This is a genomic window from Streptomyces sp. NBC_01775 (assembly GCF_035917675.1).
Classification (GTDB): domain Bacteria; phylum Actinomycetota; class Actinomycetes; order Streptomycetales; family Streptomycetaceae; genus Streptomyces.
Map to the genome: position 1 here is coordinate 6,409,132 of NZ_CP109104.1, position 13,659 is coordinate 6,422,790.

Consider the following 13,659-nt stretch of genomic DNA (forward strand, 5'->3'; position numbering starts at 1 on the left):
GCGCCTTCAGCCGAGCGGCGCGCACTTCCGGGCCCCTGTCCGCCCCCCGACCCTCACCGGCGGACGGAGCCCGGGACCCAGAGGAGGCGGCACCCGTGCGGGGGTGCCGCCTCCTTTGTCATGCGCCCGGCTCCTCAAGGCCGTGCGCGGGGCCCGTACTCAGCGTGTCTCGTCCAGGCCCAGCTGCTCCACCAGGCGGCGCTTGGGCTGGGCGCCGACCACCGAGCGCTGGGGCTCACCGTCGCGGAAGAGCATCAGGGTCGGCATCGACAGCACCCCGTAGGCGGCCTGGACGCGGGGATTGCGGTCCACGTCGAGGCTGACGACCTTCAGCTCGCCCTCCCGCTCGGCGGCGATCTGGGCCAGTACGGGGGCGACCATCCGGCAGGGCGGGCACCAGTCGGCGGTGAAGTCGACCAGCACCGGCACCGGGGACCCGAGCACCTCCTCGTCGAACGTGTCGTCGGTGACCTGCTCCAGGGCGTGTGCAACGGTCATGCCGTCTCTCCTTCGTCCACGCGGGGCCGGGCGCGGCCGGTCAGCTCGCAGCGCGGCTCGGGGCCGTGCGGCGACCGGGCCGCCGCGTCCACCTCGGCGCGCGCCAGCCGCTCGCCGACCTCCCGCCGTACGCTCCGCAGTTGCGCGATGCACGCGTCCAGCTCCGCCAGCTTCCTGCGGTAGACCTCCAGGGAGTCGGGGCAGGAGTCGCCCTCCGGATGCCCGGCACGCAGGCACTCCACGAAGGGGCGGGTCTCCTCCAGCTCGAACCCCGAATCCCGCAGCATCCGGATCTGCCGCAGCAGCCGCAGGTCCTCCTCGCCGAACGTCCGGTGTCCTTGTGCGTCACGCCGGACCGTCAGCAGGCCCCGCGATTCGTAGTAGCGCAGCGTCCTGGTGGTGGTGCCCGCCCGCTCGGCCAGCTCCCCTATGCGCATCGGCCCCGCTCCTCTCGTACGGTCCTCGACACGCTAGGCGTTGACCCTGACGTCAAGGCAAAGGTCCCGGGACGGGGACTGCGGGGCCCGCCGGTGCGGAGCGCCCTCACAGCCGGTGGTAGCGGCGCTCCGGGCGGCCTGTGGTGCCGTAGCGGAGGGTTACCGTCGCCGTTCCGGTGGCGACGAAGTGTTCCAGGTAGCGGCGGGCGCTCACCCGGGAGAGGCCGCTGCGCTCCGCGCACTCGGAGGCCGAGAGGCCCGCCTCCGCGGGGCCGGCTTCCAGCGTGCGGCGCACCAGCGCGCAGGTCTGCTCCGTGAGGCCCTTGGGAAGGGACTGCGGGCGGGTGGCGAGCCCCGACTCCCGGGGTTCGGTGCCCGCCGCACCATGCCCTTGGGCCTCGCCGCCCTCCGGCGCGTGCGCGCCCGGGGAGAAGACCCGGTCCAGCTCGTCCTGGCCCGGCGCGCTCAGCCGCTCGAACTCGCTGCGCTCGTGTGCGAACCGCTCCAGCCGCTCGCTCAGCAGCCGGCCCTCGAACGGCTTGACGACGTACTGCACCGCGCCGCCGTGCCGTGCCGCGCGCACGCTCGCCGCGTCCCGCGCCGCCGTGATCACCAGCACGTCGGGGCCGCCGCCCGGCGCCCCGTCACCCCGCAGCTGCCGGAGCACCTCCAGGCCGCTGACATCGGGCAGGTACAGGTCGAGCAGCACCAGGTCCGGCGCCAGCTCCCGCACCAGCGACAGCGCCTCGGAGCCGCTGTGCGCGACCCCCGCGACCTCGAAACCGGGCACCCGGGAGACCAGCGTGCTGTGCAGCTTGGCCACCATGAAGTCGTCGTCGACGACCAGTACGCGGATCACGCGGGCGCTCCGTAGCTGACGCCGGTCAGCTGTTCGGAGGCCGCCCACAGCCGCTCGGCCGCCGCGTCGCTGCGTGTCCACGGCGCCCGCCACGAGGGGGCGGGGGCGCCGCGCCAGGCCAGGATCCGGGGGCCCGTGAAGGAGTCCGGGGCGACCCCGGGCTCCGTCGCGGCGTAGAGCGTCGGCAAGGCGCCCGCCTCGGCGGGCTGCGCCACCATCCGGTTGCCCACGTGCACCACGCGCTCGGCGGCCTTTCTGCCCTCCATCCGGACACCCGCCGTCTGGAGGTTGGTGGACGCGTATCCGGGGTGCGCCGCCGCCGCGACCAGCGGGGTCCCGGCCATCCGGTGCGCCAGTTCGTGGGTGAAGAGCAGGTTGGCCGTCTTGGAGCGGGCGTAGGCGATCCAGCGCCGGTAGGTGTGCTCGCCGTTCAGGTCGCCGATGTCGATGTTGGCCAGGAAGTGGAGGGAGCTGGCGACGGTCACCACGCGCGGGGCCGGGGCCGCGAGCAGCCGCTCCAGCAGCAGTCCCGTCAGCGCGAAGTGCCCCAGGTGGTTGACGCCGAACTGTGTCTCGAAGCCGTCCGCCGTCCTGCGGTAGGGCAGCGCCATCACGCCCGCGTTGTTGACCAGCAGATCCAGCCGCTCGTCCGGCAGCTCCTTGGCGAAGGCGCTCACCGAGGCGAGGTCGCCCAGGTCGAGCCGGCGCAGCTCGGTACGTTCCCCGGCCTCCGGCAGCTCGTTCACCAGCCGCTCCCGCGCCTGCCTGCCGCGCTCCTCGCTGCGGCACGCCAGCACGACCCGCGCCCCACGCCGGGCCAGCTCCCTGGCCGTCACAAAGCCGATCCCGCTGTTGGCGCCGGTCACGACCGCTGTGCGTCCGCTTTGGTCAGGGATGTTCCGCGCTGTCCAGGCCATCGCTCCGCCCTGCTCCTCGCCTCGGTGTCGCTGTGCGGCCTTCTTGTTTTCTGGAGGCTAACCGTCCGCCCGGTGACGGTCGAGGTCGGCAGCACGGGCGGCGGGCGGAACCAGGGCAGCACGGGCGGCGGGCGGACCAGGGCAGCACGGCCTCTAGGCTGCCCCCATGAACGCGACCTCCGAAGCCACCGCGCCCCGCGTGCTGCTCCTGCACGGGCCCAACCTCAACCTGCTGGGCGAGCGCGACGCGGCCACCTACGGCAGCACCACCCTCCGGGACGTCGAGGAGCGCACCACGGCGCTCGGCAGGGAGCTGGGCGCCGAGGTGCGCTGCGCGCAGAGCAACAGCGAGGGCGCGCTCATCGACCTGATCCACGGCACCCGGGCCGGTGACAGCGGCATCGTCTTCAACCCCGGCGCCTACGCCCACTACAGCTACGCGCTGCGTGACGCGATCGAGGCCGTGGCGGGGCTGGGCATCCCCTGCGTCGAGGTGCACATCTCCAATGTGCACGCCCGCGAGCCCTTCCGGCACACCTCGGTCACCGCGCCCGTGTGCCAGGGCATGGTCTCCGGGCACGGCGTCTTCGGCTACGAGCTGGCGCTCCGCTCCGTACTGCACCGCGTCGCGGAGTGGTCGCGCCGCTGACCCGGGTGCCGGTGACCCGCTTGCCGCTGACCCGCGTGCGCGGCTCCCTGGCCGCGTCGTCCCGGCAGGCGCAGGCGCAGGTGCGGGCGCCTGCGCTCACTCCGTCCCGATCCCCGTCACGGCTGTCAGCAGGAACACCGAGTCCTCCAGCGCGAGCACGCCGTGTCGCAGCTGCGGCACACGCTGGATCTGCCCGGAGCCGATGTCCTGGTCCGCTGTGCCCTCGGTGAGCCGCACCCGCCCCTGGAGGACGTAGATGCTGGCCGCGGGGGGAGTGTTGTGCTCTTCCAGGGACGAGCCGGAGCTCAGCGCGATCACCGACTGCCGCAGCGGCCCGTCGTGCAGGAAGAGGTACGCGCTGATGCCGTGCGGGTCCTTCTTCGCCAGCGCCAGGTGCTCGGCCGCCAGTGCGCTCACATCATCCATGCCCCCATCGTCTCCCGCACGGCACACGACGCAAGTGGGCGACCGTACGGGGCGGCCGTACGAGAGGGCCGTCAGCCCTGCCAGGCGCCCCCGGCGGCAGCCGCTTCGAGGAAGCGGGCGAAGTCGCGCGGCGGGCGGCCCAGGGCCCGCTGGACGCCGTCCGTGACGGAGGCGTTCCGCCCGTCCAGCAGCTGGCCGAACAGCTCACCGAGGAAGGCCACCAGCTCCTCGGGCAGGCCCTGTGCGGTCAGCAGCTCCGCGTACGGCCTGCCGTCCATGGGCACATAGCGCACCTCGCGCCCGCTCGCCCCGGCCACCTCGGCGACCGCCTCGCCGAAGGTGAGCAGCCGCGGCCCCGTCAGCTCGTGGACCAGCCCGTGGTGGCCGTGCTCGGTGAGCGCGGCGACGGCTACCTCGGCGATGTCGTCGACGTCGATGAACGGTTCGCGCACCTCGCCCGCCGGGAAGGGCAGCTCTCCCGCCAGGACGAACGGCCGGAAGACGCCTTCGCTGAAGTTCTGGAAGAACCAGCTCGCGCGCAGAATCGTCCACTCCGCTCCGGCCTCCCGCACCGCGCGCTCGGCGGGCAGCGCCAGGTCCTCGCCGCGCGCCGACAGCAGGACCAGCCGCTCCACCCCCGCCTTCACGGCCCGCGCCCCGAAGTCGTGCAGGGTCTCGGCCACCCCCGGCGCCCCCACGTCCGGCTGGCACACCAGGAAGACGGCGCGCGCCCCCTCCAGTGCGGCGTCCCAGGTGTCGGGCGACTCCCAGTCGAAGGGCACCTCGCCCGAGCGGGAGCCGACGCGCACCGGATACCCGCGTGCGGTGAGCCGCTCGGCGACCCTGCTGCCGTTCTTCCCGGTGCCGCACGTCACGAGTACGGGGCCGACGGGGCCGTCGGTGTAGCTGCTGAGCGCGGTTTTCCGCGTGTTCTGTGTCATGGCTCAAGCCAACTCCGGCCCGCCGCGAGGGGACATCGTCCAGAGGCTCAACTCCATGTCCTCGCGTCTAAGCTGGTGCCCGTGGCTGAAAGCGACGGAGGGGATCCGCTGACCGAGGCCCTCACCGAGGTGCTGGGCGGCGCGCGGGCCAGGGGAGGGCTCTTCCACCAGGCGGTGCTGGCGCCGCCCTGGGGCGTGCGCGTGCAGGACGGCAATCCGCTCTCGGTGGCCGCCACGCTGCACGGTGAGGGCTGGGTGACGCACGCCCAGGATCCCGAGCCGGTCCATATGAAGCCCGGCGACGTGGTGGTGCTGCGCGGCCCCGAGCCGTACGTGCTGGCCGACGACCCGGCCACCGAGCCCGGTCTGGTGATTCATCCGGGCGACTGCTGCACCACGCCCGAGGGTGTGGACATGTGCGAGGAGCTCGTGCTCGGGGTGCGCACCTGGGGGCACAGCCTGGCCGGCCCCACGGTGCTGCTGAGCGGCAACTATCAGCTGCACGGCGACCTCAGCGCCCGGCTGCTGGACGCGCTGCCCCCTGTGCTGGTGCTGCGCGGCGGGGAGTGGGACTCGGGGCTGCTGCCGCTGGTCGCGGCGGAGGTCGTCAAGGACGCGCCGGGCCAGCAGCTGGTGCTCGACCGGCTGCTGGACCTGCTGCTGATCTCGGTCCTGCGCGCCTGGTTCGCCCGGCCGGACGCGCGGGCCCCGGCGTGGTACCGGGCCCATAGCGACCCCGTGGTGGGAATCGCGCTCCGGATGCTGCACGAACAGCCCGCGCACGCCTGGACGGTGGCGGCGCTCGCCGCCAAGGCCGGGGTCTCCCGGGCGGGCCTGGCGCGCCGCTTCACCGAACTGGTCGGCGAGCCGCCCATGACCTACCTCACCCGCCGGCGCATCGACCTCGCGGCACGGCTGCTGCGCGAGCCCGGCTCGACGCTCGACGCCGTGGCCCGCAGGGTCGGCTACGCGGACGGCTTCGCGCTGAGCGCGGCGTTCAAGCGGCTGCGCGGGGTGAGCCCCTCCGAGCACCGGGCCGGGAGAGAGCACAGGGCCGTCGCCGAGCGAAGCGGCGGCGCCGAGGACAGGGCAGTGGCTGAGCATGGGGCGGGGCTCGTCGTCCCTGGCGCGGCGCCCGCGTGACGCGGGCGGACTCGACCGGATGACGGGCCGCCGCCGGCCGGGTGCATGCTGGGGGTCATGTACGAGGAACGGCCGTCCAGGGTGCCGGGAGCCGTGGTGTGGTCCCAGACCGCGAAGCCTCCCGGCACGCGCGGGCGGGTCCTGCCGGACGGCTGCATGGACCTGCTGCTGTGGAACGGGGAGTTGGTCGTCGCGGGCCCCGACACCCGCGCCCATGTGAGCGTCGAGCGCCTGGGCGAGCCCGTGACGGGGCTGCGCCTGCGGCCCGGTGCGGGGCCGCGTGTCTTCGGCGTACACGCGCACGAACTGCGCGACCAGCGGGTGCCGTTGTCCGCCGTGTGGCCCGAGCGCGAGGTGCGGGAGCTGACCGAGCGGATCGCGGCTGCCGCCGACCCGGCAGGGGTGCTGGAGGCGGTGGCCCGGCGCCGTCTCCGCACACACGAGCGCGAGGCGGCCGACCCCCGGGCGGCGGCGCTGGCGGACGCGGTCGTCGCGGCGCTGCGCCAGGGCGCGAGCGTGACCCGGGCCGCGGCGGGGGTAGGCCTGAGCGAGCGCCAGCTGCACCGCCGCTGCCTGGACGCGTTCGGATACGGCGCCAAGACGCTGGCCCGGGTGCTGCGCCTCCAGGCCGCGCTGAGTCTCGCCGGCGCGGGCAACTCCCTGGCCGGGACCGCGCTGCGCGCCGGATACGCCGACCAGGCCCACTTCTCCCGCGAGGTCAAGGCCCTGGCGGGAGTGCCGGTGACGGAGCTGCTGCGCCCGGTGCCCCCGTCGGAGCCCGACCTGCCAAAGTCGCGGTCCGACGGGTGAGGAGATCCCAAAGCCGTACGGAGAGCCGCTGTTCTGCCGCTGCCCGGGAGGCGTGCGGGTTACGTTCCGAGGATTCCGCGCCGCTGTCGCGTGGGGGACGGACGACGGAAAGAGTCAGACGCTCGCACACAGCCCGGAGCCCCTGGGCCGGGTGGTGGACCCACCCTCGGCCGCTGGCTGACGGCCTTGCCTGAGCCACAGGCGCCGGCGGGGGCGGACGGGGTGCGGCGTGCTGCCTCGTTCCACTGCCTCGGAGGACTACGTGGTCAAGCAGGAGCGGGCCCAGCAGACGCGCCGTGCTCTTCTGCGTGCGGCAGCCTCTGAGTTCTACGAGCACGGATACGCCGGGACCTCGCTGTCCCGGGTCACCAAGCGCGCGGGAACGACCATGGGCGCGCTCACCTTCCACTTCCCGACGAAGGGCGAACTGGCGGACGCGGTGAGCCGGGACGGTGCCGAGGCCGTTCACACCACCTTGCGGTCCGAGGCGGCCGGGGCTCCTCCGGGGCTCCAAGGGATCATCGACCTGACCCACACCCTGGCCCGTCTCCTGGAGGGTGAGCCCGTCGTCCGGGCCTCCGCCCGGCTCGCCCGCGAGCGCGAGGGCGCCGATGCGACCTGGTACTCGGCCTGGGCGCCGGTCCTGCGTGAGCAGCTCGACCACGCGCAGCAGGACGGGCGTCCGGCGACGGACGCGGGCCGGCGTGCCATAACCGCTCTTGTGCAGCACCTGGTGGTCGGCAGCGAGGTGACGATGCAGACCACCTTCCCCCTCACGCAGCCGCGGGCCGCCACCGCCCGGGAACAGCTTGCGTCGATCTGGGAGCTGCTTCTCTCCGACGTGCTGCCCGCCCCGGCGGTCTCGCGGCTGGATCCGCGCGGCTCGCGGGCGCTGACCTGAGAGGCGGCGAGTGGCCCTCGGCCTCGCCTGCGGTGGCGGGTGGCGGCCCTGCGGTGGCGGGTGGCGGCCCTGCGGTGGGGGGTGGCGGCCCTGCGGTGGGGGATGGCGCGGACTTTCCAAAGTCGTCGGACGGCTTTCCCCCGGCGAAGAAAAATAGCGAACGCTCGGTATTGTTCAGGGGTCGGCAACAGTCACCGATCGGGGAGGACCGATGGTCACTCACCCCGTCCTGCCGGGCACGGACGATCATCTGGCCCGGTTCCTGGATGAGGTCTTCAGCGCGTTGCCCAGGTGCGACCAGCGCCGCTGGGCGGGCGCCTATCTGCACGGGCTGCTCACCGTGCGGGGACGCAAGTCGTTGCGGAACCTGGCCGGGAGCGTCTCGGCTTCCAGCACCGCGTCCCAGTGCCTACAGCAGTTCATCAGCGCCAGCACCTGGGAGTGGGCGCCGCTGCGGCTCGCGGTGGCGCGATACGCGCAGAAGTCGGCGGCCGTCGAGGCGTGGACGGTGGCCACGGCGGCCATCCCCAAACGGGGCGAGCAGTCCGTCGGCGTGCGACGGCGGTTCGTCCCGGAGCTGGGCCGCACGCTCAACTGCCAGAGCGCGGTGGGCCTGTTCCTGGCGACCGAGGCGGGCAGCGTGCCCGTGGACTGGCGGCTCCGGCTCGACGGCCCCTGGGCCCTCGACGCCGGCCGGCGCCGGCGCGCCCGCCTCCCCGAACACGCCCGCCCGCAGCCGGTCTGGGCCGACGTGCTGGAAATGACGGCTCAGCTCTCCGCCCAGCTCCTGCCTGCTCCGGTGGTGGCCGACCTGCGTGTGGTCGCCGCGTCCGAGCAACTGGTGGCGGGTCTGGCCGACCAGGAACTGGACTTCCTGGTGGAGATCAGCCCCGACCAAGAGGTGCTGCCCCGGCCGGGGCGTCACACCTCCCCCCGCACCGCCCTTCCGCGGGCGACCGGCGCGGCCACGCTCGCCCGCCGTACCCGCGACGGCATCCGCCCACCGGGGCAGGCCGGTCACCTCCCGCGGTCCGTGCCCGGGACTTACGGGGAGCAGCTTGTCCCCTGCCCGGTGCTGGTCACCCTGCCGCGGGTGCCGGCCGCGCTGCGCATGTGGGCGCAGTGGCAACCCGGCCGGGTCCGGCCCGCACGGGTGTGGCTGACCAATCTCACCCACGCACGCCCGCAGACCGTCGCCCGGCTCATCCGGCACGCCGGCGACCGGGCCGCGGTGGCCGCGCTGGAGGAGGACTTCGGCCTGCTGGACTTCGAGGGCCGCTCCTACCCCGGCTGGCACCACCACATGACCATGGTCTCCGCGGCCTGCGCCTACCGGAGCCTTCAGGGCCGGTCCGCGCTCGCGGCAACCGCCTGACGACCTCGCCGGGATGACGGGCACGGGGCTGCCTCGGGGCGCGCTTCGAGGTCGAGCAGGAAGCGCTTGGCCGGCACTCCGCCCGCGTAGCCGGTCAGCCGCCCGGTGCTGCCCACGATGCGGTGGCACGGCAGCACCACGCACAGCGGGTTGGCGCCGAGGGCGGTGCCCACCGCCCGGGCCGCTCGCGGCCGTGCCATGGCGGTGGCGAGCTCCTTGTACGTCGCGGTCCGCCCGTAGGGCACGAAGTCCTCCAGGGCCAATACCGTCTGCCTGCTGAACGGGGTCGCCAGCCGCAGGTCCAGCGGCAGGCGGAACGTCCGCGACGTCCCCGCCAGATAGGCGTCGAGCTGGGTCCGGGCCCGGGTCAGTACGGTGGCGGACGGCCGCGCCCCTTCTTGTGGGGACACCTGGGCCTCGGCCCCTTCTTGTGGGGACACCTGGGCCTCGGCCCCGTCCTGCGGGGACACCGGGGTCTCGCGCAGTCCGGCGCCGGTGAGCCGGCGCCGTACCGCCACCGGCTCGTCGAACCCGCAGTAGACGAGCGCGTCGTCGGTGGCGGCGAGCACCATGGTGCCCAGCTCCGTCGGATGCGTGGTCAAGGCCACGCTCTCCGGTTCCCTGCGGTGCGAGTGGGGCATGAGGGGCATTCCTTCGGTCTCGGGGGCGTCAGACGGACACCGGGCGGCAGCTCTTGCAGGCGCGGTAGCCGGCCCGGTGCGCGGCCCGGGCCGTGGGGAAGCGCACCTGGTGGGGCGGGGTGATACGGCGGGCGTGCGCGCAGGTGGGGTGGCAGAAGATGTGGGTGGTGTCGCTGCCGAGGAAGACCGCAGCGCCGCCCGACCACTCCCGCACCGTTTCCCTGTCGATGCCCTCGGCCTGGCGCAGCGCGTCCCCCGCCTCCCGTGGGTGGCCCGCGTCGCAGGGCGCCCCGTCCTCATGGGTCACACGGTGACAGGGGATCAGATACGCCATGGGGTTCCTGGCGAGGATCTCGACGGCCCACCCCGCCGCCGGGCGGGCGCCGAGCGACGCCTCTCTCGTGATCCAGGACAGCGGACGCAGCTGTCCGGCGGGGATGGTGCGCACCGCCTCCAGTACGGCCCTGTCGGCCTTGGGCAGATGGCCGATGTCGAGGGGCAGTTGCCTGGTCCGGCCGGTGCGCACGGCCGTGCGCAGTCCGGTGAACGCCACGGTGGCGGGGATCGCCGAGCGGCCCGTCCGGGTCCGGTGCAGCTCCTCGAACGCCGTGGCCGTCAGTTCCGTCGACTCCAGCACCGCGCCGGTCACGGCCTCCTCGCTGAAGGCCGTGTACAGGCCACCCGAGGCGATCTCCAGGTGGACGTAGGTGTCGTACCGCTGTGGTGAAATGCCCGCCTGCGCGAGGACGCGCAGCGCGAAGCCGGCCGGCGCACCCGCCTCCGCCAGCCCGGCCAGGCCCGATTGCACCTCCTCGGGCCGGGGCTGTGTTCTCCTGTCGTCCTGGTTCACATCGCCACCTCCCTCAACGCGGCGGCATCCGGTGCCAGCAGCCGGCGAAGGCCGCTCAGCCCCCGGGAGACCTGGGCCTTGGCGGTGCCCACCGGGCAGCCCTGCACTTGTGCCACCTCCGCGTAGCTCATGCCGACCACGTGCCGCAGGACGACCGGTATCCGGTGGTTCTCCGGCAGCTTCGAGAGTGCCACGACCAGACGTCCTCGGTCATCGGCCGTCTCCGCGCTCTCCTCGGGGCCCGGCCTCATGTCGGACCAGCTGTCCTCCGTGTCCTCCACCTGCATGACCGACACCGGCCGCCGCACGCTGGTGCGCACATGATTGCGCCAGACGTTGGCGGCGATCGTCATCAGCCAGGCCCGTGGGCGCAGCTCGCGGCGTCGCTGGGGGGAATACCCCTGCAACGCCGTGTAGGCACGCAGGAACGTGTCCTGCCCCAGATCGTCCGCCTCGGCGGTGGAGCCCGTCACCCGGAACAAGAACGCGTGCACCGCCCTCGCGTGGACCCGGACCAGTTCGGTGAAGCCGTCGTCCAGGTCCGTTGCCAACAGGTCGGGCAACTGCCCGGCCACGTCATCTGTCACTGAGGAAACACCGTCCCGGTGAAAAGGGCTGCCGCAGGGCGTGGCATGGGAAGTCCTCTTTTCGGCGGGCCGATTTCCCGCGATTCCTTTATGTATTCGCCTGCCCGCATCTTGTGATGCGCTTCGAGGACGGGGAAGGCGACCTTCGGATGCGACTCCGGAACGCTTGAAGTGGGACTCAACTCCTCGCTGGCAAGCGGAAGTTGGCCCGATACGGCTACCCTCATCGACGCCCCCGTCGTATTCGGACAGTAATTCCCGTCACTGTTCGACGATATGAGCGCGGTGCGGGCGGGGCAATTTTTTTCGCATTTCTTATCGGCGTGATAAGCGTCGCTGATCGCGTTCCTGGTATTTCGCCGCAACGCGTGGCGGAGCTGTTTCCGACGGGACGTCAGGGATACGAAGCCCGCGTCGGCGTCGGCCGGCATCGGCGCCAGGGACACCAGCGCCACGAGGGCGACGCCCGTTTTCCGGCGCTGCGGCGGGCGGGGACCCGGTGCGGCGGTCTCCCGGGGTACGGCGGAGGCGGGCCCCGCGGAGGGGCCCGCCACCCGGGAGAGGACTCAGAGCTCCTTGAGGAGACCGGAGTCGATGACGAACTCGGCGCCGTTGGTGCTGCCCGAGCGCGGCGAGGCGAGCAGGGCCACCGCGTCGGCGATCTCCTGCGGCTCCACGAACCGCCCTGTGGTCAGGCCCAGCATCTCGGGCACGACGTTGTTGATGACGTTGTCCTTGTCGGTACCGGCCTGCGCCGCGATCTTGTCGGCCACACCGCCCTCCTCGGTCCACCACTCGGTGCGGGTGACGCCGGGGACGACGCCGTTGACCCGGATGCCCTGCGGGCCGAACTCGATGGACAGCTGCTTGGTGATGTTGCTCAGACCCGCCTTGGCGGCGCCGTAGTCGACGTTGATCGGCTGCGGAGCACGCGCGTTGCCCGAGGAGATGTTGACGACGGCCGCCGCGTCGCTCTTGAGCAGGTGCGGAATCGCCGCACGGATCGCACGGACGACCGCGAACAGGTTGAACTCGAACATCGCCTGCCAGTCGGAGTCCGAGGCATCCAGGAAGGAGCCGCGCGGCAGGGCGACCCCGGGCGGCGGGCCGCCCGCGTTGTTGACGAGGATGTCGAGCTGCCCGAAGTCGGTGACGGCCCGGTTCACGACCTGCTGCGGCGCTTCGGGGTCCATCAGGTCGACGGGAACGTGGACCAGGTTCGGCCCCGCGAGGGCGTCGAGCCCCGGGCTGGTCTTGCGGGAGGCGGCCACGACGCGGGCACCCTCCTGCAACAGGGTCTGGGTAATGGCCAGGCCCATGCCCTTCGAGGCGCCGGTGACAACGGCAACGCGGCCGGAAAGCTGTAGATCCATTGCTGAATATCCCTATGGTGAGGTCGTGGTGATCGCCCCGCCGGGAGGCGGGGAGAGAGCGACTGCGTTCCGCTCTCACAGGGGAAACACCACGTGCCGCACAGGAGTTGCACGCGCCTCGGACCCCCTCCCTCGGACCGCCTCTCTCAGGTCGCCGCCAGCAGCGGCTCCACCGCGGGTCCTGCCGCCAGGGGGTAGTCGCCCAGCGCGTCCCGCGCGGCCGTCGTCAGCCCCCGGCGCACACCGGCCGACAGCCCCGGTGTCATCGCCAGCGTCACCGGCACGGGCCGTGGCGGCGCGGGAAGCGCGGGATGCGTGGCGGGCTCCAGATCCCACAGGGCGCCCGCATGGGCGATCAGACAGCCGTAACCGAGACCGGCCCGCACCGCTGCCCGGACCCCGACGAGATCAGACCCCTCGTAACCCACCCGCCACGGGCGTGCCTTCTGGCTCAGCGACCTGGTGAGCTGCCCGCGCAGCGCGCACGGCTCGGCGAACAGCACCAGCGGCAGCGCGTCGTCCGGCCTGTGGGACGGCCGCCCGAACCATCTCAGCGGCAGCCGTCCCAGCTCGTGGGTCTCATGGCCACGCCCCGGCTGTTCGGAGCCGAGCAGCAGCGCCGACCGCAGCACTCCCGCGGACAACTGCTCCCGGAGACTGTCACTCTGACCCGTCCGCACGCTGATCCGGGCATCCGGGGCCCTGCGCGCGAGGAGCCGCAGCATGCCGGGCAGCGCGTCGGCAAGCTGGTCGGCGACGCCCAGCGTCAGCTGCCGCCGGCCGCGCGGGGTGACGAACCGGGAGACCGTCTCGTCGTTGAGCGCCACGATCCTGCGGGCGTAGCCGAGAAGCTCCGCACCGGCTTCGCTCAGTTGCAAGTTGCTCCCCGTGGACGTGAACACGGGGGTACCGATCAGCAGGTTGAGCTGACGGATCTGCTGGCTGATGGCGGACTGGGTCAGACACAGCGCCACCGCGGCTCTCCGGAAGCCCCCCAGATCCACGATGGTGAGCAGCGAACGCAGGCGGGTTACGTGCAGATCGTGATGCATCTGTCTTCCTTCGGGACGGAAGCACGGACCGGGGCCACCCCCTTTTCCGCGCGGGAGCAGCACCGTAGAAACCGCATGGCTCGCCACCCGTCCCGCAGTTGCTCAGGTGCGCCACATCTGTGACGCAGACCACAGAACGAGCACTCTGCTTCGGCAACTCCGGACCTCGTCCCGTGGCCCGTAATATATAGAGCGTTCTG

16 protein-coding genes are annotated in these 13,659 nt (G+C 72.9%); 5 read left to right on the forward strand and 11 right to left on the reverse strand.

The genetic code is table 11. The features are described 5' to 3' along the window. Positions 1-159: 159 nt before the first annotated feature. The 4 genes from trxA to OHB04_RS28505 form a co-directional block, all read right to left on the reverse strand. Positions 160-498, reverse strand: coding sequence for a thioredoxin (gene trxA / locus OHB04_RS28490; protein ID WP_326690498.1), 339 nt, complete (start codon positions 496-498; stop codon positions 160-162). Beyond that, entirely contained in the window at positions 495-935 is a 441-nt protein-coding gene (locus OHB04_RS28495; protein ID WP_326808591.1) for a MerR family transcriptional regulator, read from the reverse strand. The genes trxA and OHB04_RS28495 overlap by 4 nt, the downstream gene beginning before the upstream one ends. A 106-nt stretch (positions 936-1,041) precedes the next feature. Beyond that, complete coding sequence (locus OHB04_RS28500) at positions 1,042-1,794, reverse strand: response regulator (protein ID WP_326690500.1); 753 nt, start codon at positions 1,792-1,794, stop codon at positions 1,042-1,044. Then, positions 1,791-2,711, reverse strand: coding sequence for an oxidoreductase (locus OHB04_RS28505; protein ID WP_326690501.1), 921 nt, complete (start codon positions 2,709-2,711; stop codon positions 1,791-1,793). Before OHB04_RS28505 ends, OHB04_RS28500 begins: the two co-directional genes overlap by 4 nt. 166 nt (positions 2,712-2,877) lie before the next feature. On the opposite strand from OHB04_RS28505, the gene aroQ reads away from it, so the two are divergent. Then, positions 2,878-3,360 (forward strand): type II 3-dehydroquinate dehydratase, encoded by a 483-nt coding sequence (aroQ, locus tag OHB04_RS28510; RefSeq protein ID WP_326690502.1) that lies wholly within the window; start codon positions 2,878-2,880, stop codon positions 3,358-3,360. Between the two features lie 96 nt (positions 3,361-3,456). Here the strand turns inward: aroQ and OHB04_RS28515 are convergent, their stop codons facing one another. Together OHB04_RS28515 and OHB04_RS28520 are read right to left on the reverse strand one after the other, a co-directional pair. After that, positions 3,457-3,786: a cupin gene (locus OHB04_RS28515; RefSeq protein WP_326808592.1), complete on the reverse strand. Its 330-nt coding sequence runs from the start codon at positions 3,784-3,786 to the stop codon at positions 3,457-3,459. Positions 3,787-3,857: 71 nt separating this feature from the next. Beyond that, a complete protein-coding gene (locus tag OHB04_RS28520) occupies positions 3,858-4,727 on the reverse strand; it encodes an NAD(P)H-binding protein (RefSeq protein WP_326808593.1) in 870 nt (289 codons plus the stop codon). 81 nt (positions 4,728-4,808) lie between these two features. Here OHB04_RS28520 and OHB04_RS28525 point away from each other — a divergent pair, with 81 nt between their 5' ends. From OHB04_RS28525 to OHB04_RS28540, 4 genes are all read left to right on the forward strand, one after another. After that, positions 4,809-5,870: an AraC family transcriptional regulator gene (locus OHB04_RS28525; protein WP_442814970.1), complete on the forward strand. Its 1,062-nt coding sequence runs from the start codon at positions 4,809-4,811 to the stop codon at positions 5,868-5,870. Positions 5,871-5,927: 57 nt separating this feature from the next. Then, the gene (locus OHB04_RS28530; protein WP_326808595.1) at positions 5,928-6,680 is read left to right on the forward strand and encodes a helix-turn-helix domain-containing protein; all 753 of its coding nucleotides are present in this window, start codon (positions 5,928-5,930) and stop codon (positions 6,678-6,680) included. A gap of 229 nt (positions 6,681-6,909) precedes the next feature. Continuing rightward, a complete protein-coding gene (locus tag OHB04_RS28535) occupies positions 6,910-7,581 on the forward strand; it encodes a TetR/AcrR family transcriptional regulator (protein WP_326808596.1) in 672 nt (223 codons plus the stop codon). 211 nt (positions 7,582-7,792) lie between these two features. Next, positions 7,793-8,956 carry an IS701 family transposase gene (locus tag OHB04_RS28540; protein ID WP_326808597.1) on the forward strand — a complete coding sequence of 388 codons (1,164 nt, stop codon included), beginning with the start codon at positions 7,793-7,795 and terminating at the stop codon, positions 8,954-8,956. Here the strand turns inward: OHB04_RS28540 and OHB04_RS28545 are convergent. The 5 genes from OHB04_RS28545 to OHB04_RS28565 form a co-directional block, all read right to left on the reverse strand. Then, positions 8,923-9,597: a methylated-DNA--[protein]-cysteine S-methyltransferase gene (locus tag OHB04_RS28545; protein ID WP_326808598.1), complete on the reverse strand. Its 675-nt coding sequence runs from the start codon at positions 9,595-9,597 to the stop codon at positions 8,923-8,925. The genes OHB04_RS28540 and OHB04_RS28545 overlap by 34 nt on opposite strands. A 28-nt stretch (positions 9,598-9,625) precedes the next feature. Further along, entirely contained in the window at positions 9,626-10,447 is an 822-nt protein-coding gene (locus OHB04_RS28550) for an Ada metal-binding domain-containing protein (RefSeq protein ID WP_326690510.1), read from the reverse strand. Continuing rightward, positions 10,444-11,034, reverse strand: coding sequence for an RNA polymerase sigma factor (locus OHB04_RS28555; protein WP_326690511.1), 591 nt, complete (start codon positions 11,032-11,034; stop codon positions 10,444-10,446). Before OHB04_RS28555 ends, OHB04_RS28550 begins: the two co-directional genes overlap by 4 nt. 566 nt (positions 11,035-11,600) lie before the next feature. Continuing rightward, positions 11,601-12,407, reverse strand: a complete 807-nt coding sequence (locus tag OHB04_RS28560; RefSeq protein WP_326690512.1) for an SDR family NAD(P)-dependent oxidoreductase — start codon at positions 12,405-12,407, stop codon at positions 11,601-11,603. Between the two features lie 146 nt (positions 12,408-12,553). Next, complete coding sequence (locus tag OHB04_RS28565; protein WP_326690513.1) at positions 12,554-13,459, reverse strand: LysR substrate-binding domain-containing protein; 906 nt, start codon at positions 13,457-13,459, stop codon at positions 12,554-12,556. Between the last annotated feature and the right edge of the window lie 200 nt (positions 13,460-13,659).